The 26,102-nt window shown below is 69.1% G+C and carries 23 protein-coding genes; 18 read left to right on the top strand and 5 right to left on the bottom strand.

All coding sequences use genetic code 11. The annotated features are described in order from the left end of the window. Positions 1-2: 2 nt before the first annotated feature. The 12 genes from HF323_RS06120 to HF323_RS06065 all read left to right on the top strand — a co-directional run bounded on the left by HF323_RS06120 (position 3) and on the right by HF323_RS06065 (position 13,643). Positions 3-1,469, top strand: a complete 1,467-nt coding sequence (locus HF323_RS06120; RefSeq protein ID WP_169582127.1) for an LCP family protein — start codon at positions 3-5, stop codon at positions 1,467-1,469. A gap of 3 nt (positions 1,470-1,472) precedes the next feature. Then, entirely contained in the window at positions 1,473-2,594 is a 1,122-nt protein-coding gene (locus HF323_RS06115; RefSeq protein ID WP_188241654.1) for a glycosyltransferase, read from the top strand. A 23-nt stretch (positions 2,595-2,617) separates the two neighbouring features. Continuing rightward, positions 2,618-4,858 carry a hypothetical protein gene (locus HF323_RS06110; RefSeq protein ID WP_169581693.1) on the top strand — a complete coding sequence of 747 codons (2,241 nt, stop codon included), beginning with the start codon at positions 2,618-2,620 and terminating at the stop codon, positions 4,856-4,858. A 72-nt stretch (positions 4,859-4,930) separates the two neighbouring features. After that, positions 4,931-5,818, top strand: coding sequence for an ABC transporter permease (locus HF323_RS06105; protein WP_317451008.1), 888 nt, complete (start codon positions 4,931-4,933; stop codon positions 5,816-5,818). Next, positions 5,815-6,552, top strand: coding sequence for an ABC transporter ATP-binding protein (locus tag HF323_RS06100; protein WP_169581692.1), 738 nt, complete (start codon positions 5,815-5,817; stop codon positions 6,550-6,552). The genes HF323_RS06105 and HF323_RS06100 overlap by 4 nt, the downstream gene beginning before the upstream one ends. Continuing rightward, positions 6,549-8,507 carry a DUF6541 family protein gene (locus tag HF323_RS06095; protein ID WP_169581691.1) on the top strand — a complete coding sequence of 653 codons (1,959 nt, stop codon included), beginning with the start codon at positions 6,549-6,551 and terminating at the stop codon, positions 8,505-8,507. The genes HF323_RS06100 and HF323_RS06095 overlap by 4 nt, the downstream gene beginning before the upstream one ends. 35 nt (positions 8,508-8,542) lie before the next feature. Further along, complete coding sequence (locus tag HF323_RS06090; RefSeq protein ID WP_169581690.1) at positions 8,543-9,277, top strand: glycosyltransferase family 2 protein; 735 nt, start codon at positions 8,543-8,545, stop codon at positions 9,275-9,277. After that, positions 9,274-9,702: a DUF2304 domain-containing protein gene (locus HF323_RS06085; RefSeq protein ID WP_169581689.1), complete on the top strand. Its 429-nt coding sequence runs from the start codon at positions 9,274-9,276 to the stop codon at positions 9,700-9,702. The genes HF323_RS06090 and HF323_RS06085 overlap by 4 nt, the downstream gene beginning before the upstream one ends. Further along, entirely contained in the window at positions 9,686-10,909 is a 1,224-nt protein-coding gene (locus tag HF323_RS06080) for a glycosyltransferase family 4 protein (RefSeq protein ID WP_223169211.1), read from the top strand. The genes HF323_RS06085 and HF323_RS06080 overlap by 17 nt, the downstream gene beginning before the upstream one ends. Before the next feature lie 48 nt (positions 10,910-10,957). Further along, entirely contained in the window at positions 10,958-11,569 is a 612-nt protein-coding gene (locus HF323_RS06075; RefSeq protein WP_317451007.1) for an acyltransferase, read from the top strand. Beyond that, positions 11,566-12,663: a DegT/DnrJ/EryC1/StrS family aminotransferase gene (locus tag HF323_RS06070; protein WP_169581687.1), complete on the top strand. Its 1,098-nt coding sequence runs from the start codon at positions 11,566-11,568 to the stop codon at positions 12,661-12,663. The genes HF323_RS06075 and HF323_RS06070 overlap by 4 nt, the downstream gene beginning before the upstream one ends. Next, positions 12,663-13,643 (top strand): Gfo/Idh/MocA family oxidoreductase, encoded by a 981-nt coding sequence (locus tag HF323_RS06065; RefSeq protein WP_169581686.1) that lies wholly within the window; start codon positions 12,663-12,665, stop codon positions 13,641-13,643. The genes HF323_RS06070 and HF323_RS06065 overlap by 1 nt, the downstream gene beginning before the upstream one ends. A gap of 10 nt (positions 13,644-13,653) precedes the next feature. On the opposite strand, the gene HF323_RS06060 is transcribed toward HF323_RS06065, so the two are convergent. From HF323_RS06060 to HF323_RS06050, 3 genes are read right to left on the bottom strand one after another with little or no spacing between them, the layout of a single operon-like run. After that, complete coding sequence (locus HF323_RS06060; protein WP_169581685.1) at positions 13,654-14,826, bottom strand: glycosyltransferase; 1,173 nt, start codon at positions 14,824-14,826, stop codon at positions 13,654-13,656. Next, on the bottom strand, positions 14,826-15,935 hold the full coding sequence (locus HF323_RS06055) for a DegT/DnrJ/EryC1/StrS family aminotransferase (RefSeq protein ID WP_169581684.1): 1,110 nt from the start codon (positions 15,933-15,935) through the stop codon (positions 14,826-14,828). Before HF323_RS06055 ends, HF323_RS06060 begins: the two co-directional genes overlap by 1 nt. Beyond that, the gene (locus HF323_RS06050; protein WP_169581683.1) at positions 15,932-16,897 is read right to left on the bottom strand and encodes an NAD-dependent epimerase/dehydratase family protein; all 966 of its coding nucleotides are present in this window, start codon (positions 16,895-16,897) and stop codon (positions 15,932-15,934) included. The genes HF323_RS06055 and HF323_RS06050 overlap by 4 nt, the downstream gene beginning before the upstream one ends. A 95-nt stretch (positions 16,898-16,992) precedes the next feature. Between HF323_RS06050 and HF323_RS06045 the strand changes: the two genes are divergently transcribed. From HF323_RS06045 to HF323_RS06020, 6 genes are all read left to right on the top strand, one after another. Beyond that, entirely contained in the window at positions 16,993-17,445 is a 453-nt protein-coding gene (locus HF323_RS06045; RefSeq protein WP_169581682.1) for an acyltransferase, read from the top strand. Between the two features lie 104 nt (positions 17,446-17,549). Then, entirely contained in the window at positions 17,550-19,340 is a 1,791-nt protein-coding gene (locus tag HF323_RS06040) for an ABC transporter ATP-binding protein (RefSeq protein WP_317451006.1), read from the top strand. Further along, positions 19,337-20,413, top strand: coding sequence for a glycosyltransferase family 2 protein (locus tag HF323_RS06035; protein WP_169581681.1), 1,077 nt, complete (start codon positions 19,337-19,339; stop codon positions 20,411-20,413). Before HF323_RS06040 ends, HF323_RS06035 begins: the two co-directional genes overlap by 4 nt. A 27-nt stretch (positions 20,414-20,440) precedes the next feature. After that, the gene (locus tag HF323_RS06030) at positions 20,441-21,586 is read left to right on the top strand and encodes a glycosyltransferase family 1 protein (protein ID WP_188241653.1); all 1,146 of its coding nucleotides are present in this window, start codon (positions 20,441-20,443) and stop codon (positions 21,584-21,586) included. Further along, a complete protein-coding gene (locus HF323_RS06025; protein WP_169581680.1) occupies positions 21,576-22,814 on the top strand; it encodes a glycosyltransferase in 1,239 nt (412 codons plus the stop codon). Before HF323_RS06030 ends, HF323_RS06025 begins: the two co-directional genes overlap by 11 nt. Next, a complete protein-coding gene (locus HF323_RS06020; RefSeq protein ID WP_211160320.1) occupies positions 22,811-23,947 on the top strand; it encodes a glycosyltransferase family 1 protein in 1,137 nt (378 codons plus the stop codon). Before HF323_RS06025 ends, HF323_RS06020 begins: the two co-directional genes overlap by 4 nt. Here HF323_RS06020 and HF323_RS06015 read toward each other — a convergent pair. Then, a complete protein-coding gene (locus HF323_RS06015) occupies positions 23,935-25,008 on the bottom strand; it encodes a glycosyltransferase family A protein (protein ID WP_169581679.1) in 1,074 nt (357 codons plus the stop codon). The two genes, HF323_RS06020 and HF323_RS06015, sit on opposite strands and share 13 nt — an antisense overlap. Beyond that, positions 25,005-26,087: a glycosyltransferase family 4 protein gene (locus HF323_RS06010; RefSeq protein WP_169581678.1), complete on the bottom strand. Its 1,083-nt coding sequence runs from the start codon at positions 26,085-26,087 to the stop codon at positions 25,005-25,007. The genes HF323_RS06015 and HF323_RS06010 overlap by 4 nt, the downstream gene beginning before the upstream one ends. Between the last annotated feature and the right edge of the window lie 15 nt (positions 26,088-26,102).

The raw sequence follows: 26,102 nt of genomic DNA, 5'->3' as shown, positions 1-26,102 counted from the left end.
TCATGACCCCGCAGCGCATCGGCGCGGGTGGCCGCTCGCCGCGCGTGGTCGAGGAGCGCCCGCTGCGCCACCCTGACACCGCGTCCCGTGCGCAGATGACGGCGCGGGGATGGTGGCTCGTCGTGCTCAACTTCCTCATGCCGGGCTCGGCCCAGGCGGTCGCGGGAAGCCGTCGCCTCGCTCGCGTCGGCATCGTCTCGACGTTCCTGCTGTGGGCGGGACTCGTCGTCACGGTCCTCTTCGCGCTGCTGGCGCCGACGACGGGGCTGAGCCTTGCGACCGGCGCGTGGCTGCCCGCGTGGCTGAGTCTGCTGCGTCCTCTCCCGCTCCTGCTGATCCAGGGCGCGCTCATCGCCTACGCGGTGCTGTGGATCGTGCTCACGATCGACACCCTCCGCCTCGTCCGGCTGGTCAAGGCGGGGCCCGTGGCCCGGTTCGGGATCGCGGCGCTCGCGGTCGTCCTTCTCACGGTGGCGAGCGGCACGGCGGCATACGCGGCATCCGCCGTCGGCACGACGCGCGAGACGCTCGGCGCGATCTTCGAGGCGACAGGGCCGGCGGTGCCCCCTTCTGACGGGTACTACAACATCCTGCTGCTCGGAGCCGACAGCGGGGAGGGGCGCGACTCGATGCGCTTCGACAGCATCTCGGTGGTCTCGGTCAATGCGGAGACGGGCGCCACGACGATCACAGGCATTCCGCGCGACATGCCGAACTTCCCGTTCTCGGCAGGGCCGATGCAGGACCGCTACCCCAGCGGGCACGAGGGTCACGCGGATCCGAACTGCGGATGGGGGAGCGGCATCAACCAGCTCCGGACCGAGGTCGAGGTGTGTCAGGACGGCGACGCGCTCTATCCCGACGCGGTGGCCAACTCCTCCGCTCCCGGTATCGAGGCGACCAAGGACGCGGCGGAAGGAATCCTCGGGATCGAGATCCCGTATTACGTGTTCGTCGACATGCACGGCTTCGCGTCCCTGATCGACGCGCTCGGCGGTGTCGAGATCGATGTCGTGGAGCGCCTGCCGAAGGGCGGCGGACCCGCCTATGAGGGCCAGCCCGTCGACGAGTGGGCGACGGGGTGGATCGAGGCCGGACCCCAGCGGATGAACGGTGACACCGCTCAGTGGTACGCGCGCTCGCGGTACACGACGAGCGACTTCGACCGGATGGAGCGTCAGCGCATCCTGCAGCAGGCGATTCTGGCCCAGTTCACCCCGCAGACGGTTCTGACGAGGTTCCAGGATGTCGCGGCCGCCGGCGCCGACATCGTCGAGACCGATCTGCCGCAGTCGCTCATCCCCTTCCTCGCGGACCTCGCTCTGAAGGCGAAGGAGCAGCCGGTCACCACGATCGAGCTCACTCCCGAGAACGGGATCGACGAGTACGAGCCGGACTATGCCTACGTCCAGGAGCTCGTTCGGACCGCTCTGCATCCCCCCACGCCCACTCCGAGCCCGGAGAGCTGACCGGTGGTGGCAACGCTGCGCGTGATGCTCGACCAGGTCGCGTCACCCACCGAGGCTTCGCTGGCGGAGGCATCCCGCGACCTGACTCGTGCCCTCATCGCCGGTGCGCCCGCGGGATGCGTCGTCGAGGGGATCATGCCGGCGGGCGGGGTCGGGGACGCAGAGCTTCCGGGACTCGCGGGGCTGCGGCGCACGGCGCTCCCGCGGCGCGAGCTGGCAGCCGCTCTCCAAATGGGTGTGGGCACCGGCATCGGCGGGGGGATGATCCACTCGCCGACGCTGCTCGCCCCGCTCGTGAAACACGATCGCGTGCACGATCACGATCAGACGGTCGTCACCGTGTGGGACCTGCGGCCGTGGGAGGCGCCGTCGGAGCTGCCCCGTTCGACCGCCGCCTGGCACCGCGCCATGCTCAAGCGGGCCGTGAAGCACGCCGATGCCGTCGTGGTCCCCACGCACTCGATCGCGCGGCGGCTCGCCGAGATCGCGCGGCTCGGGGACCGGATCCGGGTGATCGCGGGCGCATCGCCCCTCGACTTCGCCGTGCCCACCGACGAGGTCGGCCGGCGGCGCGAGCTGGACCTTCCGCACGGCTACCTTCTTCTCGCGGGCGGGCCGGCGCCCACCGACGCTCTTGCGACGGGCTTCTCGGCCGTCGCCGCCTCCGGACGCGACCTTCCCGTCGTCGTCATCGACGCAGAAGAGGGTCAGGAGCCCGTCATCGCCGAGCTCGCCGCCGCGGCGGGCCTTCCCGAGCGCAGCCTCCACGTGCGCGGGCGGCTGGACAGCGCCGATCGCGCGGCGGTCTTCGGCGCGACGCTCGCGCTGGTCGCTCCGGCCCAGCGGGCGGCATTCCCCTGGCGGGTGGTCGACGCACTGACGCTCGGCGTGCCGGTGATCGCCGCGGCATCCGATGTCCATTCCGAGATCGTGGTGGACGGCGGCGTGCTGGTGGAGGGGACGGATGCCTCGGCGCTCGTCGACGGACTGGCAGCCGCCCTCTCGGACGCGCTGGCCACCACCGCGGCGGCCGAGCGGCTGGGAGTGATGGCAGGGGACCGGGGTCGGGCGTTCTCGTGGCGCGAGGCAGCCGACAAAGTCTGGCACCTGCACGCGGAACTGTAAGCCGGGAACTCGCCGCGAAGCGCGTGTCGGTGATCGGATATCGCGCGAGTGTTGTCATCATTGGCCACTTCCGTCACACTGGTCACATGGTGGGGGCTATGTGGAGTGGCGTGCGTGCGCCCTCAAGGGTGAAGCTGTCGGTGTTGATGATCGTGGCGGCGATCGTCGTTGGTGTGTCGGTTCCGGCTTCTGCGGGAGCGTCGCAGCCAACCACAGCGGGGCTATCCGTTGAGCAGGGCGGGGCGGCAGCTGCCGTCCAGACCGCCGCAGACCTGAGTGGATTCGCCGCGGGCAGCATCATCGAAGACGACGTTTTCTTCAACCGCGGCACGATGACCGAAGCACAGATTCAGAGCTTCCTCCAGGCGAAGGTCACGTCGTGCCGAGCCGGTTACACCTGCCTGAAGGACTATTACGACACCACCCGATCCATCGCCGGTGACGCAATGTGCGGAGCGTACGCCGGCGGCACGCGTGAGCGTGCTTCTCGAATCATCTACAAGGTCGCGCAGGCGTGCGGCATCAATCCGCAGGTGCTGGTGGTCATGCTGCAGAAAGAGCAGGGCTTGGTTACCTCGACCGCTCCCTCGTCCTATGCCTATCGCGCGGCGATGGGGCAGGGGTGCCCAGACACGGCAGCGTGCGACACGCGGTACTACGGCTTCTTCAACCAAGTCTTCGGTGGGGCGTGGCAACTGAAGCGATATGCCAACCCGCCTGGCACCAGCCAGTTCTTCACCTGGTACGCGCCGGGCAAGACCTGGAACGTGCTGTACCACCCGAACTCCGGGTGTGGCACCTCGAAGGTCACGATCCAGAACCAGGCGACCGCGAACCTCTACTACTACACGCCCTATCAGCCGAATGCGGCGGCCCTGCGCGCGGGCTACGGCACCGGCGACAGCTGCTCGTCCTATGGCAACCGCAACTTCTACAATTACTTCACCGACTGGTTCGGGTCCACGCGTTACAACCTCCGCCCTGCTGTTGACGCTGAGTGGGAGCGCCTCGGCGGCTCTGACGGTGTTCTCGGCAGCCCCAGCGCCCGCGAGGTCCGGATCGCGGCCAACGGCGGTGGGTACCTGCAGGCGTTCCAGAAGGGGACGATCTGGTGGAAGGACGGCGCTGCGAGGGCCGTTGGCATCGCCACGAGCGCTCTGCGGGTGGACTACTTCAACTCCGGGGGTCCTGCGGGTCCGTGGGGATGGCTCACATCGGAGCCGCGGTGCGGCCTCATCGACGACGGATGCCTTCTCATAGCTCAGCATGGGACCGTCGGGCACTCCACGGCGACCGGATCGGTCCTCATTCCGCCCGCCCTTGCCGTCGAGTGGAATCGGGTAGGTGCCGCGGCCGTCGGCTATCCGACGCAGGCTGCGCGATGCGGGATGGTGGACGGCGGATGCCTCATGCCGTTCCAGCGCGGGACGGTCGGCTACTCACCCGCCTCCGGCGCGATGACCATCACTCCCGATCTCGCCCAAGCCTGGAACCGGCTGGGTGCGACGATCGTCGGATACCCTGTCGCACCGGCGACCTTCGTCGATGCGAATGGCGGCGGATCGATGCAGGAGTTCACCCGTGGCACGCTGTGGGCGTCCCCGGTCGGCGCCGTACACATGGCGCCCGGCGTCATGGCCTCCCAATACGCCACCGCCGGCGGTCCTGCGGGCGCTTGGGGATGGCCGGCCGGTTCCCCTCGATGCGGGATGGTGGGGGACGGATGTCTGATGGTGTTCCAGCACGGAACAGTCGGCTACTCACCCGCCTCCGGAGCGGTGCTGGTGCCCGCCGCGGGGGCCGCAGTCTGGAACCGCGTCGGCGCTCAGGCGCTCGGGTATCCCAAGTCGGCAGCAACAGCCTCTGCGGGTAACGGCGGAGGAGTGACCCAGGACTTCACGGCGGGTGCGGTCGTGACTTCGCCGTCCGGTGCAGTGGCTTTGCGGTCGGGCGCATTCCTCGAGGCGTATCGCGCCGCCGGGGGCGGCGGCGGAGCTCTGGGCTGGCCTGCAAGCGATCCTCGGTGCGGGATGGTGCGCGACGGATGCCTGATGGTCTCGCAACTCGGAACGATCGGCTACTCGCCTGCTACGGGTGCGAGGCTGATCCCGGCTCCGATCGCAAAGGAGTGGAACCGGCTCGGAGCTGTGCGACTCGGTTACCCGACCGCCGCAGCGACGACGACCGGCACGCTGATCAGTCAGGTCTTCCAGTCGGGCACCGTCACGTACGACTCGGCCACGGGACGTACGACTGTCAGGTGACGACCAGTGGCCCTGGCATAGGATGGGGGAGTTTGAGCAGACGGTGATCATCGCCGCAGAGTGAGTAGGCCAGTGTCCGAGACCCGAGACCATTTTGCCGCGGTGCCCCGCGCGAGCTTCGACGTCCCCGGACAGAGCCGCGGACTGCTCGATGTCTTCCGGTGGCACTACCTGTTGCGACTGCTTGTCCGCACCGGGGTCACCACCCGGTACCGGAACAGCATCCTGGGATGGACGTGGTCCTACGTTCGCCCGGCCGCTCAGTTCCTCGTGTTCTTCGTCGTGCTCGGGGTCTTCCTCGACCTGAACCGCGGAATCGAGAACTACGCGATCTACCTGTTCTCGGGGATCGTGGTCATCAACCTCTTCAGTGAGGGCTTCAAGAACGCGACCACCTCGATCGTGGGCAACGCCGCGCTCGTGCGCAAAGTCTATCTCCCGCGCCAGCTGTTCGCGGTGTCGGCGGTGTTCGTGGCGTTCATCCACTTCCTGCCCCAGGTCGCGTTGCTCCTCATCGTCTGCCTGTTCTTCGGCTGGCTCGTGAAGCTGAGCGTGCTCGGCATCCTCGCCATCCTTGTCGGAATGCTCCTCGTGATGCTCTTCTCGCTCGGACTGGGCCTGTTCTTCGGAGCGCTCAACGTCCGTTTCCGCGACGCCGAGAACATCGTGGAGCTCCTGCTCCTGCTGGCGACGTGGGCATCGCCCGTCCTGTACTCGTGGACGATGGTCGCCCAGGTGCTGCCGCCCTGGCTTCTCGAGGTCTACATGCTCAACCCGATCACACAGGCGGTCGAGTTGTTCCATTACGCCTTCTGGTACCCCATCACCGACACCGAGCTGCCCGTACCGCCGATGCTCGGCATCAACACGCTGTGGACGTTCCTCATCGTGGTCGCCACGATCGCCGTCGGTCAGCAGGTCTTCCGACGCCTCGAAGGAAGGTTCGCTCAGGACCTATGACCGAGACCCTTGCTCCTCGCCCGAGCGTCATCGTCCGTGACGCCCGCAAGACGTTCACGCTCAACCACGCGTTCTCCCTGAAGGACACCGTCGTGAGCTGGATCCGCGGGCGCAAGCTCACCAGCTCGTTCGACGCGCTGAAGGGCGTCGACCTGACCATCGACGAAGGCGAGTCGGTCGCCATCCTCGGACTCAACGGGTCGGGCAAGTCGACGCTTCTCAAGCTCATCTCCGGCGTCATGCAGCCCGACGGCGGAGAGGTCCTCACTCGCGGGCGCGTCGCCGGGCTCATCGAGGTGGGAGCCGGCTTCCATCCCGAGCTGTCGGGTCGTGAGAACGTGTTCCTCAACGCCGCCATCCTCGGGATGAGCCGCAAGGAGATCGAAGCGCGCTACGACGCGATCGTCGCGTTCAGTGAGATCGAGGAGTTCATCGATCAGGAGGTCAAGCATTACTCCTCCGGCATGTTCATGCGACTGGCGTTCTCGGTGGCCATTCACGTCGAGCTCGACGTTCTCCTCGTGGATGAGATCTTGTCCGTCGGCGACGCTCCCTTCCGAGAGAAGTGTCGCCTGAAGTTCCAGGAGCTCATTCAGGCGCGAAAGACCCTCGTCGTTGTGAGCCACGACATGGAGATGGTGCGCGAGCTCTGCACCCGCGGCGTCGTCATCAGCAAGGGCGAGGTCGTCTACGACGGCCCCGTCGAAGGGGCGATCTCTCTGGTGGGATCGTGACGCCGGGTGCGTGGCTCGATGCGGCGCCGTCGCTTCTCGCGGCACTCGGCGTCGTTCTCGTTCCCGGCCTGGTCGTTGGCGCAGGTCTACGGCTGCGAGGTCTTGCGCTGTGGGCGCTCGCGCCGCTCGGCAGCACCGCCCTCCTGGGCGGTCTTGCCATCGCCTACGGCGCGGTCGGGATTCCGTGGACTCCGTGGGCGGTCGGCCTCGGTGTCCTCGTCGTCGCCGTGGTCGCGTGGTTTGCGGGCCGATGGCTCGGCCGGCGTCCGCCCGCCCATCCGCACGATGTTCGTGCGAGGTGGCTCCTTGCAGCAGGCATCGCCATCGGCGTGACCTTCACCGCGGCCCGATTCATCGTCTACGTCCAGGACCCGCAGGCTATTTCGCAGACGAACGACGCGGTCTTCCACCTGAATGGCATCCGATACATCCTCGACACGGGCAGCGCCTCGTCTCTGCAGATGAGCGGAGTCGTCGGTGGTCGAGGCTTCTATCCGTCTGCCTGGCACGCACTCGCTTCGATGGCGGCGATGACTTCGGGTGCTGCCATCCCCGTCGCTGCCAACATGGTGACGCTCGTGATCGTGGCCCTCGTGTGGCCGCTGGGGATCGCCTGGTTCACGCATCAGGCCGCACATCCGTGGGTCGCACCCGCAGCCATCGCGGCGGCGCTGGCCGGGTCGATGCATGTCTTCCCCATGCTGATGGTGCAATGGGGCGTCCTGTATCCGTACGCGCTCTCCGTGGCGCTCCTTCCGGCTGCCGCCGGGGTCGTCGTCGCCGCGCCACGCTGGATCCGCGGCGAGGGACCGCTCGAGGACGGCCGCCCCGCGGCCGTCCTCGTCGGGATCCTGCTGCTGGCGAGCGCCGCAGCCCTGGCTCTGTCTCAACCCTCCACTCTCCTGGCATGGGCGATCATCGGCATGAGCTCACTCATCTGGTGGGCGGTCCACCATCGCAAAGGTGATCGCCGCCATCGCTTGCGGGTCACCGTCCTCATCGCGCTGGCTGGCGGCATCTTCGTCGGACTGTGGTTCGCGCTCGCCCGCAGCACGACCGGTTCTCACTGGCCGCCGTTCCGCGGCAAGCTGCAGGTCGTGGCAGACATCCTGCTGAACGGGCATGTCCTGCTGCCTCCGGCCGTCGGGGTGGGCATTCTCACCTTCATCGGACTTATCGTCTCGGCGCGCCGCCGATCGCTCCGCTGGCTCGCGACGGCCTGGGTCATCCTCACCTTCCTCTACTTCGTCGTCGCCGCTGTGGGACAGCCTTTCGTTCGCAGATGGCTGCTCGGTGCCTGGTACGCCGACCCCTATCGGATCGCCGCGCTCCTGCCGGTCACGGCGCTTCCGCTCGCCGCGATCGGACTCACGGCCGTGGCGATATGGGCGACGACTGCGATCTCGGGGCGCGAAGGCAGGGATGCAGAGCGTTTCGCCACCCGGTGGGCTCTGGTCGTCGTCGGCGTGCTCATGGCGGTATGGTTCGCGGTCGCGCCCGTGATTCAGATGGGTGCCATCACCCAAGGGACGTTCGATGCGGAGTCGCGTTACGCGACCGAAGAGTATCTGTCCGACGATGAGCGCGCCCTGCTGGAACGATTGGATGAGTCCGTGGGCCAGGACGAGCGCGTCATCGGCAATCCGTCGACCGGAACGGGCTTCGGGTACACGCTGTCGGGTCGGGACGTCTTTCCACGGACGTGGTCTCATCCAGCGTCGGCCGAATGGAGGACGATCCAAGACGGCTTGCGCGATGCCGCGCGCGACGCGGAGGTCTGCGCGGCTCTCGAAGCCTACGGCTCGCCCGACTTCGTCCTCGATTTCGGCGATGGTGACCCTTTGCCGGGACGCTACGAGTTGCCGGGCATGAGCGATTTCGCGGGTCAGCCGGGCTTCGAGCTCGTAGACCGTGAAGGGGAGGCGTCGCTGTGGCGAATCACGGCGTGCTCATGACGGCCGTGACGGCACCGAGGATAGGATCGCGTGACATGCCACCCCAAGAGCAGCGACTCCTCGTCGTGGTGCCCGCGCTCAACGAGCAGCAGTCCGTCGGCATCGTCGTGCGCGACATCCGTGCCGCCGTGCCCGAGGCCGAGTGCCTCGTCGTCGACGATGGCTCGTCGGACGCGACGGCGAGCATCGCTCGAGAGGCGGGTGCGACCGTTCTCGAGCTTCCGTTCAATCTCGGTGTGGGCGGCGCGATGCGGGCCGGCTTCCGCTACGCGCGCGACCGCGGCCACACCGTCGTGGTGCAGGTCGACGCTGACGGCCAGCACGACGTCCGGTATCTGCCCGCGCTCATCGCCGGTCTGGCCGAACACGACATCGTGATCGGCGCGCGCTTCGCCGGCGTGGGGGACTACAGCGCGCGAGGACCACGTCGCTGGGCCATGCGCTTGCTCGCGTGGGCGGTGAGCCGGGTCGCGCGTCACCGGCTGAGCGATGTGACCAGCGGGTTCAAGGCCACGGGGCCCGCGGCCGTGCGCCTCTTCGCACACACGTACCCGGCGGAGTATCTGGGCGACACGGTCGAGGCTCTGGTCATCGCGGCGCGAGCGGGGCTGCGGATCACTCAGGTGCCGGTGGCGATGCGGGCTCGGCAAGCGGGCGAACCCTCGCACAACGCTGCACGGGCGACCGTCTATCTTCTGCGCGCGGGACTCGCCTTCCTGCTCGCACTGATCCGTCCGAGGGTCGCTGTCCCCGACGGAGGCGACCGATGAATCCCGTCACGTACGCGTTCGGCATCGTCGCGGCGCTCCTGGCCGTCCTCGCGATCGTCGAGCTCATGCGGCGCTCCACGCTCCGCGAGCGTCATGCGGTGTGGTGGCTTGTCGGAGGCGTGCTGGCGCTGATTGTCGCCGTGTTCCCTCAGACGCTGACCTGGGTCGCAGGCGTCCTCGGTATCGCCATCCCCACGAACCTCGTCTTCTTCATCGCCATCGGCCTCCTCTTCCTGGTGAGTCTTCAGTACGGCGCCGAACTCACGCGCATCGAAGAGAAGCTCCGGGTCCTGGCCGAGCGCGCTGCCGTGCACGACGAGAGGATCCGCCGCATCGAGGAGCCGCACCGACAGGACTCGCCGCTACGTGCACCGTCCTCGCCGCCGACGCACGAGGATGCTGACGGCGATGGTGAAGATGCCTGACGCGGTGGGGGGTCCGCGCATCGTTCTCGCCTCGAGGCTGTTCACGCCTGAGGTGAGCGCCGGGGCCTTCCGGCTGAACGCTCTCGCCCGCGGACTCGTCCGTCTCGGGGCGGAGGTGACGGTGATCACAAGCCGTCCGCCGGCGCACGCGCCGGCGGCGGACGACGCCGATCTCCGCGTGCTGCGCTGGCCCGTCCTGCGCGATCGCGGCGGCAACGTTCGCGGCTACCTCCAGTACGCGAGCTTCGACGGCCCCCTGCTTCTCCGCCTGCTCGCACGGTCGTGGGATCTCGCCGTCGCCGAGTCCCCCCCGACGACGGGAATGATGGTGCGCCTGGCGGCGGCGCTGCGGCGGCGCCCGTTCGTCTATTACGCGGCCGACGTCTGGACGGACGGCGTCATCTCCATGGGTGCGCCGAGGCCCGTCGTCGGCCTCATGCGATGGATGGAGCGCGCGGTGCTCCGCAGCGCGGCGGTCGTACTCTCGGTGTCGGACGAGGTCAGCGAGCGATTGGTCCAGCTCGGTGCGAACCCGAACAGGATCGTCACGGTCGGCAACGGGATCGACACGACCGTGTTCCGTCCCGATGTCCACACCATCGCCCCATCCGGAGAGTCGTACTTCGTCTACACCGGCACCATGTCGGAATGGCAGCAGCCTGATGTGTTCATCAGGGGTTTCGCGTCGCTCGCGCACGAGTTCCCCGAGCTCCGTCTGCGGTTCTTCGGCCAGGGAGCCGTCGAATCCCAGCTGCGTGCGCTGGCCGATGAACTCGTCCCCGGCCGCGTCCAGTTCGGCGGTGTCGTCGATCCTGCACACTCGGCCTCCTGGATCCGCGGCGCCTGCGCGGCCCTCGTTTCCATCGCGCCAGGCATCGGCTACGACTTCGCGCGCCCGACGAAGACCTATGCCGCGGCTGCCTGCGGGACGCCGGTCCTCTTCGCCGGCGCCGACGTGGGTGGGGCGCTTGTGCGAGACGCCGGTCTGGGGCTCGCGGTCGACTTCACGCCGGAAGCGGTGGCCGAGGGCATGAGGGCGCTGCTGGACTCCCACGCATCCGGCGAGACTGACCGACTCCGGGCACGCCGAGCGGGATGGGCGCGCGAGAACGTCTCGCTGGCCGCCGTCGGCGATCGTGCCGCCGCCGCCGCTGCTGCAGCGACAACCGCCGGTTTCCCGGGGCCCGACACGCCCCAGGTAGACTGAAGGACGCATCGCAGTCCGCCTGACCGCCCGATGCAAGGAGCCCCCATCGTGACCACCTCTTCCGCCGTGCGCATCGTCGATTCCGCAGATGTCTCACCCGACGCGACCGTCGGCGACGGCTCGTCGATCTGGCATCTGGCGCAGGTCCGTGAAAAGGCCGTGCTCGGCCGCAACTGCATCATCGGCCGTGGCGCCTATGTCGGCACCGGCGTCCACCTGGGCGACAACTGCAAGGTCCAGAATTACGCCCTCGTCTACGAGCCGGCGCGACTGGGTGACGGCGTCTTCATCGGTCCCGCGGTGGTACTCACCAACGACACCTACCCCCGCGCGATCAACCCCGACGGCTCACTCAAGAGCGCCCACGACTGGGAGCCGGTGGGTGTCACGATCGAGACGGGTGCCTCGATCGGCGCGCGCGCCACGTGCGTCGCGCCCGTGACGATCGGTGCATGGGCGACCGTGGCCGCCGGCGCGGTCGTCGTCAAAGACGTCCCGCCCTTCGCCCTCGTCGCCGGCGTACCTGCCAAGCGGCTGGGCTGGGTGGGCAAGGCGGGCGTCCCACTCACCCGCGAGACGCCCGACGGTCCCTGGATCTGCCCGACCACGGGCGCCCGCTACATCGAGTCCGACGGACTCCTGACTGAGGAGAACGCGTGAGCGAGTTCATCCCCCCGGCAAAGCCGATCATCGGCGACGACGAGCGCGAAGCCGTCGATCGCGTCCTGCGCAGCGGCATGGTCGCTCAGGGCCCCGAGGTCGCGGCATTCGAGGCGGAGTTCTCGCAGCACTTCGTTCAGGGTCGTGCCGTCGTCGCCGTGAACTCGGGCACGGCCGGCCTTCACCTCGGTCTCCTCGCCTCAGGCGTCGGTGCGGGTGACGAGGTCATCGTGCCGTCCTTCACGTTCGCGGCCACCGGGAACTCGGTCGCGCTCACGGGCGCGACACCGGTTTTCGCCGACATCGAGCCGGACACGTTCACGCTCGACCCCGCATCCGTCGAGGCATCCATCACCTCCAAGACCAAGGGCATCATGCCGGTGCACCTCTATGGGCACCCCGCGCACATGCGCGAACTGCAGGCGATCGCGGACAAGCACGGCGTAGCCCTCTACGAAGACGCTGCTCAGGCACACGGGGCAGCCCTGGACGGGCGCCCCGTCGGCACCTTCGGCGCCTTCGCCATGTTCTCGCTGTATCCGACGAAGAACATGACCAGCGGCGAGGGCGGCATGATCTCGGCGGCCAACGCTGAGATCGCCCGCAACGCCCGTCTGCTCAGAAACCAGGGCATGGAGCGCCAGTACGAGAACGAGGTCATCGGCTTCAATGCCCGCATGACCGACATCCACGCGGCGATCGGTCGTGTGCAGCTGACCAAGGTGGATGCCTGGACTGCGACGCGCCAGACCAACGCGGCGTTCCTCGATGCGAACCTGGCGGGCGTCGTCGTGCCGCCGGTGCTGCCGGGCGCGACCCACGTGTACCACCAGTACACGATCCGTGTGTCCGATGACCGCGACGGCTTCGTTCGCGCGCTCAAAGAGGAGCACGCGGTGGGCAGTGGCGTCTACTACCCGATCCCGAACCACCGCCTCCCTTCGCTGGCCCACTTCGCGCCGGGCCTCGACCTGCCCGAGACCGAGAGGGCCGCCCGCGAAGCCGTGTCGCTTCCGGTGCACCCCTCGCTCTCGCAGGCCGACCTCGAGCGCGTCGTGTCGGCCGTGAACGCCGTGGCGGGGGCGGGTTCCTGATGGCCGCGCTGCGGGCCGGACTGCTCGGCGTCGGCATGATGGGCCGCCATCACGCCCGCGTCCTCCGTGAGCTCGACGGGGTCGAGCTCGTTGCGATCGCCGACCCCGGGGGAGACCCGCACGGTGTCGCCGGAAGACTCGAGATCCTCCCTGACATCGATGCGCTGATCGCGGCTGGCATCGATATCGCCGTGGTTGCCGTCCCGACCCGCTTTCACGAGGATGCAGCGCTCAAGCTCGCTGCAGCCGGAGTGCACACACTGGTGGAGAAGCCGATCGCACACACGCTCGAAGCCGGCCAGCGGATGGTGGACGCCTTCCGCGAAGCCGGCCTGGTGGGGGCGGTAGGACATATTGAGCGGTTCAATCCCGCGCTTCAGGAACTTCGCCGACGGATTGCCGCGGGAGATCTCGGCGAGGTCTACCAGATCGCTACTCGCCGCCAGGGCCCGTTTCCGGCGCGCATCGCTGACGTCGGCGTTGCGAAGGATCTCGCCTCCCATGACGTCGATCTCACGTCGTGGGTGGCGCAGAGTGAGTACGAGTCCGTGTGGGCGCAGACGACCTTCAAGAGCGGCCGCGAGTACGAGGACATGATCGCGATGACGGGCCGCCTGCGCAACGGGGTCATCGTGAATCACCTCGTGAACTGGCTCAGCCCGATGAAGGAGCGCGTCACGATCGTCACCGGCGAGAAGGGCTCGTTCGTCGCGGACACGTCCGCCGGCGACCTCACCTTCTTCGCGAACGGCACCATTCCTCTCGAGTGGGAGTCCATGACGGTCTTCCGCGGGGTGTCCGAAGGCGATGTCACGCGGTACGCCTTCGTCAAGCGCGAACCGCTGCGCGTCGAGCACGAGGCGTTCCGTGACGCGGTGCTCGGCAAGGAGAGCGACGTCGTCACCATGGAGCAGGGTCAGCGGACCCTCGAGGTCGTCGAAGCGGCGTTGCGCAGCGCCCGCGGCACCGCGCCGGTCTGAGCGACGTAGGTCAGCGTCGAGCGGACGCCGACGCGCGGGCGAGGATCGTGCTCAGCGACCGCGCCGACGCCGACGCCGACGCGTGATCGCGGGACCAGGCGAGCCCGCGCATCGCCTGTTCCTTCCAGTTCTCCGGGCTGGCGAGCAGGTCGCGCAGGCGCGCCTCCAGATCATCCGGGCCGGCGACGACCCACGCGCCGGCGGCGTCCTGGAGGTCTGTCTCGATCGCGGGGTCGGCGCTGCAGACCATGACGCAGGCGCGCGCCATCGCCTCGATCCCGAACACTCCCGGCATCTGCGCGTGCAGCTGGTTGATGACGATGTGTGCCTGGTCGAGAGCGGCGACGACCTCGTCGTTGCCCACCCCCGAGAGTTCCCGATACTCCACGCCCGGATGGCTGAGGGCGATGCGCTCCATCACCGCCCGGACGATCGCCGTCCCCTTGAGCTCCGGGTTGGACGGCGCGTGGAGCACCCGCACCGGGGTGAGGTCGTCGAACTTGTCGGTGCCGGGGACGAACTTCGCGTCGGGGTAGAAATACAGGAACGGCTCGGTCGGAGTCGTCAGATACGACAGCTGGTCGATCCTGGCGGTCAGCACGGCCGATGCGAGGCGATCGGCGACCTCAGCACGCCGTCGCCGTTGCTCCTCGTAACCGGGGTCGTCGTAAGGGGCTCCCTGGGCCAACTGGATCGAACCGATGTTCGCGACCCCGGTGCGAGCCGCCTCGGCAGTCATCAGCGCCGGTGATCGGATGTCGGTCCCGGTGAAGCAGCACACGACGGCCCTTCCGCGACCCCGGACGAACGAGAATTCCTCCTCACGCTCGTCGTCGGCGTCCAGGAACCCCGCCGCACCGACGTAGATCACCCCGTCGGCGCGCGCGAGCCACCAGCCGAGGACCAGGGGACCGAGATACAGCCGGCGCCAGACCTCGAGGCGCGCGTCGTCGCGCTGGATGATGACGTCGTAGCGGTCCTGGTAGAACGCGTGGGCGCGCCTGATCACCGTCAGGGAGTCGGGGATCGCCTCTCCGATGTGCGAGACCATGCCCGCGATCTCCTCGGCCCCCACGATCCAGCTGACACGACGCCCGACACGGGCGAAGAGCCGGCCGGCACCGTAGGCCAGCCCGCGGAGGAGGCGCTGGCGCCGGACGACGGTATGCGAGACGCTGGCCACTATCGGCTGCTGGCCGCCGTGGAGGCGCGAAGGGCAGCGGCGATCGCGGTGAGGTCGGATGCGTCCAGCTGGGGATAGAGCGGGAGCGTGAGTGCCTGCCGGTGTGCCCGGGTCGCGTGGGGGAGGACCGCGCTCGTGTCGCCGAACCGCGAGACGAAGTAGGGCTGCAGATGCATGCCGTAGGTTCCCAGTGTGGTCTCGATCTCGTGGGCGCGCATCGAGCGGATGACCTGGTCGCGGTCGATGACGTCGTCGAGCATCACGACGTACGACTGGTACGTGTGCTCGACGCCGTCCGGCACGACGGGAGTCTGCACGCCGGGGATGTTCGCGAGGAGTTCGGACAGCGCGGCGGCATTTGCGCGGCGACCAGCGAGGATGCTGTCGAACTTGCGCATCTGCGCGACGCCGATGGCGGCATGGACGTCACTCAGACGGTAGTTGAACCCGGCGTCGACGAACTCCATGAAGAGCTCGCCGCGGACGGCGCCGTGGGCGCGCAGCACATCGATCCGCTCGGCGAGCGAGTGATCGGCGGTGGTGATCATCCCGCCTTCCGCCGTGGTGATGATCTTGCGGGGATGGAAGGAGAAGACTCCCGCGGTGGCGAGCGATCCGGCCGGGCGCCCGTGGTAGACACCGCCGAGCGCGCATGCGGCATCCTCCAGGACCGGGAGTCCGTGCCGATCGGCGATCTCGACGATCGGGTTCATGTCGGCGCACAGTCCGAAGGCGTGCACGGGCATCACGGCCGCGGTGCGCTCGCCGATCGCGGCCTCCAGCAGGCCCGGGTCGAGGTTGAAGGTGGCCGGGTCGATGTCGACGAACCGCGGAGTTGCGCCCAGCTGCACGACGACGTTGGCCGTCGCGGGGAAGCTGAACGCGGGCATCACGACCTCGTCGCCCGGGCCGACGCCGAGAGCCACGAGGGCCAGATGCAGGCCGGTCGTCGCCGAGCTGACGGCCGAGGCATGCGGGGTTCCGGCGACAGCGCGTACCGCCTGTTCCAGGTCCTTCGCGCGGGCGCCCTGGGTGAGCATCCCCGAGGACAGGACGGAGCGGATCTCGTCGAGCTCGTCCTCGTCCAGGAGCGGGACGTTCAGTCTCACGCGAGGACTCCGCGGTACCACTCGATCGTCTGTGCGAGCGCCTCGTCGTCCAGCGTGGGTGGCTCGCGGTCCAGCAGCTGACGCATCTTGCTGACGTCGGCGAGATGGCGGCGCACGTCGCCCGGGCGGTCCGGCCCGTAGACCACGGGGTGATCGGGTGCGTCCATGAGGGCGAGGATGCGGCGGACCAGGTCGTTGACGGAGGTCTCGGTCCCGCTGGCGACATTGAGGACCTGACCGCGGCACTCGGGTGCGTCGTGGACGGCGACGATGAGGTCGGCCGTCTGAGGGGCGAAGATGAAGTCGCGGGTCTGTTCGCCGTCGCCGAAAATCTCGATCGGCTGGCCCGCGAGCACCCGTTGGATCACGATCGGGACGATGCCCGCGTACGACCCGGGATTCTGCCGGGGCCCGATGTTGTTGAAGGGGCGCACGACCGTCGCGTCGATCTCGAAAGTCTGGACGTAGGACTCGATGATGCGATCCGCGGCGCTCTTGCTCGCCGCGTACGGGGTGATCGAGTCATGGGGGTGGTCCTCGTCCATCGGGATGTACCGAGCCGAGCCGTAGGCCTCCGAGCTCGACAGGTGGAACAGGCGACCGATGAGGTCGCGGCGCGCGAGCTCGCACACCGTCGTCGCGATCCCGACATTGGTCTGAACCGTCCACGCGGGGTACGTCAAGGAGGTGGGGAGGGGGATCACGGCCAGGTCGAAGAGCGTGTCGACCTGACGAGCCGTGACGATGTCCTGCATCGCTGCCAGGTCGGAGGCGTCGTGCCGGATGACCTCGAGGTCGGGGAAGGCCGCGCGCGCAGCATCCAGGTTCTCCATGCTCCCGAGGAAGAAGCTGTCGACCACGGTCACCCGCGACGGCGACTCGCGGATGAGACGATCGACGAGGTGGCTGCCGATGAAGCCGGCGCCGCCGGTCACGAGCACGGACTTGGACGTGAGAGACATGGATGCAAACCCCGGAGAATCGTCGGGACAGTAGACTTCCACTGCCCAAGGCACCATAACATCGCGGCCGCCGTAGCCTGAATCGAGGACCCGTCGTGAGCACTGACGCCCCGACGCCTGCCGCCGGCACGCTCCCGCCGAATCCGTACAATCCGCTGGCGTGGATCGTCGGCCAGCCGGTCATCGAGGACGACGTGTGGATCGGGGCCTTCACCGTCGTGGACGGCAGCGGTGGCCTGACCATCGAGCACGGGTGCGACATCTCCTCCGGGGCACAGATCTACACCCACTCGACGGTCGCGCGGTGCGTGACCGATCGCGCCCTTCCGATCGAGCGCGCCGCGACGCGGCTCGGGCGCAACGTGCACGTCGGTGCGAACGCGGTCGTCCTCATGGGCTGCGACATCGGCGCGCACTCGATCGTCGGTGCCGGCGCGGTGGTCAAGCAGGGCACGGTCGCGCCGCCGTACAGCCTTCTCGTCGGGGTTCCCGCCCGCATCATCGTCGACGGCGCCCGCCGGGTCGGGACGGACTCGGACCACAGCTGAGCGCACCCCTGGTGGAGGGTTCTCCCGGCTGGCTATGGGACAATCGTCCGTCGGAACCCGGTGATCAGCGCCGGACCGATATCGGCGCCCACGGGCACGGGAAGGTGGACGGACAGCTGAAGCAGATCTTCGCGGCCTACCGCAGCATCGTCCCGTACCTTCCGGGCAATGCGCGGCGCTACATCCGCACGTACTCGGTCGTCACGTCGGCCCTCGCCCTGCTCGATGTCGCCGCGCTGATGCTGCTTGCCGTCTCGCTCACGGCGATGGTGCAGTCGGCTCCGATCCGGCTGCCGTTCATCGGAACGATCCCGCCCTCGGGTTATGTGTGGATCCTGCTCATCGTGTGCGGCCTCATCCTGATCAAGTCGGTGCTCGCCGTGCTCCTGCAGTGGCGCGCCACCCGCCGGATGTCGGTCTTCGAGCTGGAGATCGGTGATCGCCTGTTCGACGCATACATCCGCGCCCCCTGGACCGAGCGGCTCAAGCGGAACACGTCGCACCTCGTGCGCCTCGCGGACGTCGGCATCGGGAACGTGACGAGCGGATTTCTCAATCCCTTCATGTCGATGCCGGCACTCGTGACGACCGCGGTCTGCGTCGTCGTGGTGATCGCGTTCGTGCAGCCCGTTACCGCCGTCGTCACGGTCGTCTACCTCGGGCTGGTCGCCCTGCTCCTCTATGTCGTGCTGTCGCAGCGCACGATCAAGGCGGGCGTGATCAACCGCGACTACTCGCTGCGCGTCGCATCGCTCATCACGGACATGGTCGGCGCGCTGAAGGAGATCACGCTCCGCGGGAAGTCGAGCGAAGTGGCGGCGGTCGTGCATCGCAATCGCGTGCTCACCTCGCGCGCACGCGCGAACATCAGCTTCCTCTCCGGGGTTCCCCGCTTCGTCCTGGACGTGTCGCTCGTCGGGGGGTTCATCCTCGTCGGCGGGTCCGCCTACATCTTCGGCGGCATGGCGGGGGCCATCTCGGCGGTCGCACTCTTCGGCGTCGCGGGCTTCCGGCTCGTTCCCTCGATCACCGGCTTCCAGTCCCTCATCAACCAGATGACCGCCAACATCCCGCACGTGAACGCGGTCATCCGCGACATCAACGACGCCGAACGGTACCTCGCCCACGCGGAGCAGGTCGGCCACGACCCCATCGTCGGCACGCCCCGCGCTCTCGTCTTCGACGACGTGTCGTTCGTCTACCCCGGGTCCGATACTCCGGCCGTGCGCGGACTGTCGGGGACGGTGGTGCTGGGCTCGTCCCTCGGAATCGTCGGCTCCTCGGGCGCGGGCAAGTCGACGCTGATAGACCTGCTCCTCGGACTCCTGGAGCCAACGGATGGGGAGATCCGGCTGGACGATCAGAGCCTCGCCGACGTGCTCGGCGCGTGGCGCGGCCGGGTCGGATACGTCCCGCAGGACGTCGCTCTGTTCGACGGGACAGTCGCCCAGAACGTGGCGCTGACCTGGGATGCCGAGATCGATGAGGAGAAGGTCCGTGACGCCCTGCGCCGCGCGCATGTCCTCGACGTCGTCGAAACGCGCGTCGGCGGTATCCACGGTCACATCGGCGACCGAGGGATGAAGCTCTCTGGCGGGCAGCGTCAGCGTCTGGGCATCGCGCGCGCTCTCTACGCGGACCCGCTGGTGCTGGTGCTGGACGAGGCGACCAGCTCGCTCGACACGGCCACGGAGGCAGGCGTGAGTGCGGCAATCCGCGAGCTCCACGACGAGGTGACCGTCATCTCGGTGGCGCACCGCCTCTCGACCATTCGCGACAACGACGAGGTCTGGTTCATGAGAGACGGCAGGATCGCGGGTCGCGGGACCTTCGACAGCGTGATCGGCGAGCATCCCGAGTTCGCGGAACAGGCGCGACTCGCGGGATTGGCGTGAGCGAGACCGCTTCTGGCCGGCGTCCCGACATCGACGTCGTGGTGCCGGTGCACCGGGCGGACCGGCCGCTGGGGCGCGCCGTCGAGTCGGCGCTGTCCGGTGCGCGGAGCGCCACCGTGCGAGTCACGGTTGTGTGCCACGGCATCCCGGCGTCGGCGATCGCCCCTCTCGTCGAAGGACGGCAGGAAGTGCGGATCCTGGAGTGCGCGGACCCGCGGCCGAGCGCTGCCGGTCCGGCCAACGTCGGCTTCGCCGCGGCGACGGCAGAGTACGTCTCCCGGCTGGACTCGGACGACACGTTCGAAGCGGGGGCGCTCGACGCCTGGCACGCGCAGGCCCGCCGGAACCGCTCCGACGTACTCGTCGCACCCCTCCGCCCCGAGGACGGGCGCCCGATCCACGCGCCACTCACCCGGCCCTTCCGCCACCGTCGCCTCGACGGGGTCCGCGATCGGCTGAGCTATCGCACAGCCCCCTTCGGCCTCATCCGGCGTGACGCACTCCCGGACCCCGCGGCCCCTTACACGCCTGGGCTCGAGGTCGGCGAGGATCTCGAGCTGGGAATCCGGCTGTGGTTCGGCGGCGGGCGGATCGACTTCGCCGCCGGCCGGCCGGCGTACGTCGTCCACGACGATGCGGTCCAGCGCACCACCCTGGTCGTGCGCCCCGTCGAGAGCGAACTCGCTGCCTCGCGGCGGCTGGTGCGCCTGGCGTGGTTCCACGAGCTGGATGCCGCGGCGCGGCGGGCTGTGGTCATCAAGCTCGCGCGCATCCATGTCCTCGGTGCGCTGCGGAACCGAATTGCCGGCGCGGGCTTCGACGACGCCGACCGCACGTCGTTCACGACCCTCCTGGACGAGTTCGACCGCGCGTCGGCGAGCTGGCGGCGCCCGTTCAACCGGTACGACTCCCGCATCCTGGAACTGCTCCGCCACGGCGATCCTGAAGCGGCGCGGGAGGCAGCATCCGCTCCTCCTCGGCGCGTCGACACTCTGCTCGCTCCATCGATGCGCGGCACCCTTGACCGGGAGTCGACCCTGCGGCGCTACGCTCGCTACCTCCTGCCCGTCTGAGGGCGGGAGGCCTCGTAGACTCGTGAGGTGCTGACCCGCCCGCGACTGCTGATCCTCTCGTTCTCCCCATTGCGGACTGATGCACGGGTGCTGAAGCAGATCGCGCTGTTCTCGGACCGGTACGAGGTGACCACCTGCGGTTACGGCCCGGCCCCGGACGGAGTGGCGGCGCACTTCGAGATGCCGCGCTCGGCGGACTACCAGGACCTCAACGGCCGTCTGATCACGTTGCGCTGGTACCAGGCGGCGTACTGGCGGATCTCGGCGGTCGCCTGGGTCAGGCGGCACGTTCCGCGGGATTCCTACGACGTCGCCCTGGCGAACGAGACGGAGGCCGTGCCGGTTGCGCTGTGGCTGCGGCCGCGCGGCGGGGTTCACGCCGACCTCCACGAGTTCACCCCGCGGCTGAACGAAGAGCTCCCGGCGTGGAAGCGCCGGATCGCACCGTTCCATCGCTGGGTGTGCCGTCGCTACGTCCGTCGCGCTTCCTCGTGGACCACGGTCAGCCCAGGGATCGTCCGGGCATATCAGGAGGAGTTCGGGTTCGTCCCCGAGCTCGTGACCAACGCCGCGCCGCTCACCGATCTGTCGCCGTCTCCCGTGGATACGCCGATCCGGCTTGTGCACAGCGGCGCGTGCCTGCGGAACCGACGGCTCGACGTCCTGCTGGATGCGTTCGCCGCTTCGACGGCCGATGCCACCCTCGACCTCATCCTCACGCCGAATCACCCGGACTTCCTCGCGGAGCTGAAGGAGCGCGCCGCCGAGATTCCCGGCGCGCGCGTCCTCGACCCGGTGCCTTATGAGGAGCTGATCGGCCGGCTCAACACCTACGATGTGGGCGTGCACGTCTTGCCGCCCACGAACTTCAACAACGCGTGGGCGCTGCCGAACAAACTGTTCGAGTACGCGCAGGCCCGGCTCGGAGTCGTCGTCGGGCCGTCCCCCGAGATGGCGGCCTACGTGGAGTCGCTGGGCTTCGGCGTCGTCACCGACGGCTTCGCGGCCGACGACCTCTCGGCCGCTCTCGACGCCCTGGACGCGGAGTCGGTGGCCGGGTGGAAGGCCGCGGCGCACGCGCACGCATACGAGCTCTCCGCCGAGTCGCAGCTGCCTGTGTGGGAGCGGGCGATCGACGCCCTCGCCGCCGAGGCGGGTGGCGATGCGCGGTGACGACGCCAGAGGTGCAGGGCCACGGCGGCTGCTGCTGATCACGAACCAGTACCCGATCCCGGCAGGGGACGCGGTCTTCGTCGCGTCGGAGATCGACGCGCTCCGAGCCGAGTTCGACGAGGTCCACGTGCTGAACTTCAGCCCGCGGGCCGAGTCGCCCCTGCCCTTGCCGCCGGGCGTCCATCATCTCGGCAACGCCTATGGGGCGTCCCGCACGGCGAAGCTGCGCGCTCTCCTCTCGTGGCCGCGGCTCGTCCGGGCGCTGAAGGCGATCCGCTGGAGGAGTGGACGCGCGGCCCTCATGCTCGACGTCAAGGCGTCCGTCGTGGGGATGACGATCGCCGGCGATCGGCGCGTGCGCGGGCTGCTCCGGCACCCGGAAGGCTCGACGCGGGTCTACGCCTTCTGGGCGATGGGGGCCGGTCTTGCCGTCCCGTGGCTTCGTCCGGACGCCGAGGCCGCGGTCGTTCGCGTGCATCGCTACGACCTCTACGAGCCACCCGGGCCCGGGCTCCCCATCCGTCGTGCCGTCTACGGCAGCGCGGATGCCGTCCTCGCCATCTCGGACGACGGCGCCGAATACGTCCGCTCCCGGTATCCGGCGCTCGCGTCCGATCGTGTCCGCATCGCCCGGCTGGGGACGACGCGCCGCGGCCGGGGTGCGGCACCCGGAGAGTCCGACCCTCTCGTTCTGGTCAGCTGCTCGTCGGTCACCGTCATCAAGCGGGTGGACCTGATCCTGGATGCCGCGGCGAGCCTGGCTGCGAGCGGGCGGCGCGTCCGCTGGGTGCATTTCGGCGACGGGCCCCGGCTGGCCCAAGTCGCGGCGGCGGCGGAGCGTGCTCCGGGATCGCTTGAGGTGCAGCTGAAGGGCCAGGCGGATCACGAGAGTCTCATGGAGTTCTACCGGACCGAGGGGGTGCATGTCTTCGTGAATGCCAGTTCGTCCGAAGGTGTGCCGGTGAGCATCATGGAGGCACTCTCCTTCGACATCCCCGTCGTCGCCACGGATGTCGGCGGCACCGGCGAGATCGTCGGGGAGGAACTCGGCTCCGGCCGGCTCGTCGCACCGGACGTCACTGCCGATCAGCTCGCGGCCGCGATCGCACAGGTCGTCGCGCAGCGCCCCCGCTACACACCGATGGCGGTGTGGGAGCGGCTCTGCGATGCCGAGGCCAACGCCCGGCTCACAGCCGAAATCGTCGCGGAAGTGGGATCGCCCTCATGACCAAGCAGCAGCTGCTCATCCTGTCGTTCTCCCCGATCGCGTCCGACGCGCGGGTCCTCAAGCAGGTCGCCGCGTTCCGTGATCGGTACGACGTCACCACGTGCGGCTACGGCCCCGCCCCGCAGGGAGTGGCATCCCACGTCGAAGTGCCCTCGGAGCTGGCGGTGTGGCGCTACTCGAGGCCTCTCGTCATCGCCCGGCAGTACCGTCGTGCCTACTGGGGCAATGGCGCCGTCGCCTTCGCGCGGGAGGGGCTCGCCGGGAGGCGGTTCGACATCGTCCTCGCGGACGACGTCGACGCCGTCGGCCTCGCGCTCTCGCTCCGGCCGCGTGGCGGAGTCCATGCGGACCTGCACGAGTACTCTCCACGCCAGCATGAAGAGATGCTGCGGTTCCGGCTCTTCGTGAAGCCGTTCATCGAGTGGATGTGCCGGAAGTTCGTCGCACGCGCGACGTCGTGGTCTACCGTCAGCGGTGGTCTCGCCCGCGAGTACGAGCGGCGATTCGGGTTCGCGCCGGATGTCGTGACGAACGCCGCGCCGTTCGCCGATGTCGCGCCGACCCCCGTCCACGAGCCGCTGCGCCTGGTCCACTCCGGCGCTGCGCTGCGCAACCGTCATCTCGACACGCTGTTGGCCGGAGTCCGCGCTTCGCGCAGCGCCACACTGGACCTCTATCTCACGAAGAACGACGCCGCCTACCTCGACGAGCTCGCGCGGGCGGCGTCGGTTTCGGGAGGCCGGATCCGCGTCCACGATCCTGTTCCGTACGACCAGCTCGCCGCGACCCTTCGCGGATACGACGTCGGCGTGCATATCCTCCCTCCGGTGAACTTCAACAACCGGTGGGCGCTGCCCAATAAGGTCTTCGACTACGTCCAGGCGCGCCTGGGCATCATCGTGGGGCCATCTCCCGAGATGGCCGACTACGTGCGGCGTTTCGGCCTCGGAACGGTGACCGAGGACTTCGGGGCCGAGTCGCTCACGGCGGCTGTCGACGCCTTGACGCCGACCGGTGTGGAGGCGTTCAAACGTTCGGCCCACTCCCATGCGAAGGAGCTCTCGAGTGAGAGCCAGGTGCTGATCTGGGAGCGCGCGATCGACCGGCTGGCGGCGTCGGCTCAGATCAGCTGAAGCGCGGACGCCGCCGAGAGGCGCAGCGGCGCCTCCCGGTCGAGGACATACCTCAGGCGGCGAGGCACGAGGGCTGAGGGCGCTGTGCGCCGCCGGCGAAGCCGTGCCGCCTCGACGAGGATTGCCGCAGGGACGCCGGGATCCAGGATCGCGTCCAGCAGGTGGCGGTCGGATCGTGAGAGCACGCGCTCGGTCCCTCCGCCGGCGGCGAGGACGAGCGTGGCGCGTTCGCGCAGGTCGGCGCGCTCCCCGGCGGTCCATGTCGTCGGGTCAGGACGATTCGCGACGGCTCCGAACAGGTGGATCCGGATCGCCTTGACGCAGAACGCGCTGCGTTGGGCGGCCGAAAGGAGACCGAACCACTCCGTGCCGAGGACATCGTCGAAGTAGGCGAGCTCGTCGCGGATCGGTCGTGACGTCACTGTCGTCCGGCCCGGTCCGTCGTCGTGGAGGAGGTAGGCGGGGGAGCGGCGGGCGTACGCGATTCGCTCCGGCGAGAACCACAGGCGCGTGACATAGGAGACGTCCTCGCCGACCGATCTTCCGACGCTGAACCGGAGAGATCCGAAGGCGGCCGTAGAGACCAGCCCGAGGGGCGCGGACCGGTAGGACAACCGGTCACGTACGCCGTCGAGGGCCGTCGTGCGCAGTGGCCGCGCGGGCGGCGTCGGCACCGGACGGCCGGACGCGTGCCGCAGCCGTGCGATCACCACCGAGGCGCGCTCGCGGTCGGCGACGCGGAGCCAGGCGTCGACGGCGCCTCGCTCCAGCGTGTCGTCGGACCCCATCACCGAGGTGAAGGGCGCCGTCGCCGCGTCCAGACCGAGATTGAAGGGCCCCGCGGGACTGCGGATGCCGTCGTGGAGCTCTCGCAGCCGCACCTGCGGGTGGGTCGCGTAGGCGCCGAGGCCGCGGGCGATCTCGGCCTGCGAGACGTTGTGGGCCACCACGGTCACGCGCACCGGGGCGATCGTCCCCTCGAGGACCGACGCCACGGCGCGACGGATCGGACGGGCGGTGTCGTGGATCGGGATGACGAGATCGACCCTGGCGGCACTCACGCGTGGACCTGTGCGTAGATCCCGGTGAGCGCGGTGCTGACCGACGCAGGCGAGAAGCGGTCGCGGACGGTCTCCGAGATCTCCTCAGCCGTGAGCTTCGAGGACTCCCGCAGGACCGACTCGACCGCGTCGGCGAAGGCCGACGCGGAGCGTTCGGAGACGAATCGGCTCACGCTCGGGTGCGCGTAGTCCACCGCCCCCGTCTGGTCGCCGCTCACAATCGGTCGACCACGTGTGAGGGACTCGGCGGCGACGACGCAGAAGTTGTCCGCGCGAGTCGGCAGCACGAGCATGCTCGACTCGTCGATGGCCCGCGCCACCTCCTCGGAGGTCAGGCTGCCGCGCAGCGTGACGAGATCGCTCAGGCCGAGCGCCTGTGCGCGCGTGGCCACGGCGGCCCTGAGCGGTCCTTCGCCGACCCACGTCAGTCGGGCGTCGAGGCCCCGCTCGCGCAAGACCGCAAGCGTCTCAACGGCGAGAAGCGGATCCTTGCGGTCGATGAGACCGCCGATTCCGATCAGCGCGGGAGCGCCGGGCGGTCGGGGGGTGAGGGTGCCGGGCGGGGGGACGATGCACGGGACGATGGCCACCGGTCCGCTGCGCCTGGTGCGCAGCGCTGCGGCGAGCCGCTCGCACTCTGCGACGGCCACGTCGGGGCCGCGCAGCGCCGGTGCGAGGACGGCGAGCGCGAGGCGCCCGAACGGACCGAGGGTGTCGGGAGCGGTGAGGGCGGACCAGTGCTCGGAATGCACCCAGGGCACGGGGGCGGGACGACCGCGCAGCCACGGCAGCAGGCCGGTCAGGGCATGGGTGTGGAGAATATCCGCGTCTGCGGCGGCGAGGCGCACCGCCCGCCGCGCACGAAGGTAGTCCAACGGGTTCGCGCGGGTCAGCGCCAGGCGTCGCACCGCCGCGGACCCGGCGGCTCGGCTCTCGCGATCCCTCCGACCGGACCAGTCGAGGTGGAGCACACGCACGTCGTGCGCGTCCCCGAGCGCGGCGGCCTCCCGAGCGACGAACAGCCCGGATTCCGGGGCATCCGCGGTGGGGAACCAGGGCGTGACCACGAGGATGCGCACTGTTCCAGGCTATCA

Origin of the sequence: Microbacterium sp. MF43 (assembly GCF_012847295.1) — a bacterium.
Lineage (GTDB): Bacteria > Actinomycetota > Actinomycetes > Actinomycetales > Microbacteriaceae > Microbacterium.
The sequence above is the reverse complement of the archived record's forward strand: the minus strand, read 5'-3'. Positions and strand labels throughout refer to the sequence as shown.